This window comes from Variovorax sp. P4_D9, assembly GCF_056401695.1.
The window spans coordinates 1-1,673 of record NZ_JBFUIU010001340.1; the positions used below are offsets into that span (position 1 = coordinate 1).

1 protein-coding gene and 1 pseudogene are annotated in these 1,673 nt (G+C 70.7%); both read right to left on the reverse strand.

Going from position 1 to position 1,673, the window contains the following annotated elements; all coding sequences use genetic code 11:
- Window positions 1-325 (reverse strand): circularly permuted type 2 ATP-grasp protein (locus tag AC1DY5_RS54665; protein ID WP_478122534.1); only part of this gene is annotated, 325 nt, incomplete at its 3' end.
- A 92-nt stretch (window positions 326-417) separates the two neighbouring features.
- Window positions 418-1,673: pseudogene (locus tag AC1DY5_RS54670) on the reverse strand (ComEC/Rec2 family competence protein); the annotation flags it as partial.

The following is a 1,673-nucleotide window of genomic DNA, read 5'->3' on the forward strand; positions in this document are numbered from 1 at the left end:
GGTAGACATCGTGGATGAAGCGGTTGAGCGCCGTGACCCGCTGGATCAGGCCCTTTTCCATCGACGCCCACTCGTGCGCCGGGATGATCCGCGGCAGCAGGTCGAAGGGGATCAGGCGCTCGGTGCCGGAGCCGTCCTCATCCTTCGCGCCATAGACGGCAAAGGTGATGCCGACCCGGCGAAAAATCAGCTCGGCCTCCTCCCGGCGCGACCGCATCACCTCGGCGGGCTGCCGGGCGAGCCATTGGTCGTAACGCTTGTAGTGGCTCCGGACCGCCGCGCTGTTGTAGGGCAGCTGCTCGTACATCTCATCGAATTTGTGCATGGGACGACCAATCTCCTTGGCCATAGCTTAGCAAGTTCAAGGCCAATCCCCGCCGGAAGATGGCAGATATCGTGCGTGCGCGACTTCATGCGCGGCAGGTGATGCCAGTAGCGCCGCCCTCGCAATCGCTCGCAGCCCAGCACCGCGGGCGTGCCGCTCGACCAGGTCGCCGCCCCGCAGCGGGAAGACTCCGCCAACTCGACCCCACGCTCCCGATAGCGCGCCACCGCCTCCTCGGCCGGATGCCCGAAGCGATTGCGCCAGCCGGCCTGGACCAGCGTGATGCGCGGCTGCACCGCGTCCAGCAGCAGCGCGCTCGACGAGGTCTTGCTGCCATGGTGCGGCACCAGCAGCAGGTCGGCGCGCAGGTCCGGCGTGCGGGCCACCAGGGCGGCTTCCTGCGGCGCGCAGCAGCGGCACCAGCACCGCATCGCCCCTGCCCGATGTCGGCCGCCAGCAGTTCGAAGTCCCCTACTTCCGGCCGCGGCGCCTGCCAAAACAGCGCCGGCAGCAGCAAGGGCAGGCCCAGCATGCGCACCGAGCCTGGCAGCCGCATCGCCAGCAGGGCACCACCGGCCACGCCCGCCACGGCGGTCCAGAGCGGTGGCGCGGCCATCGACAGGCTCGCGAAGGGCAGCGCCGCGAACCATGCCAGCACTGCGAGCAGGGCCTGGACCGACCCCGCGGCCAGTTGCCAGAGCGGCGGCACGACGACGCCCAGCATCGCCAGCGGCGTCACCACCAGCGTGACCCAGGGAATGGCGATCGCGCTGGCCAGCAGGCCGACGGCCGAGACCTGCTGAAACAGCAGCAGCGTGAGCGGCGTCAGCGCCAGCGTCACCGCCCATTGCTCGCGCAGCATCCGCCCCAGACGAGCGCCGATTCCTGCGGGCCCGCCGCCCGGTGCCGCACCCTCGGCGGCGAACAACACGCCCACGGCGACGAAGCTGAGCCAGAAGCCCGCCTGCATCAGGGCCCAGGCATCGACCGCGACCACCACCGCGCAGGCCCACAGCCAGACGACAGGCCAGGACCAGCGCCGGCCCGTGAGGCGAAGCAGCCCGATGGCGGCGAGCATCAGCACCGTGCGCTGCGAAGGCACGCCCCAGCCGCTGAACACCGCGTAGACGGTGGCGAGCAGCACGCCGCCGGCGAGCGCGGCATGCGGCGCCGGCCAGGCGAACATCGTGATGTGAAGCCCCGAGATCGACATCAGGTGGGCGACGCCGGTCACGCGGAAGACGTCCCAATCAGCACGCTCGATCGCGTTCTGGTCACCGGTGACCAGCGCCGCCACCACACCGGCCTGGCGCGGGTCGTCGATGCGCTCGATCGCGGCGTCGAGCAC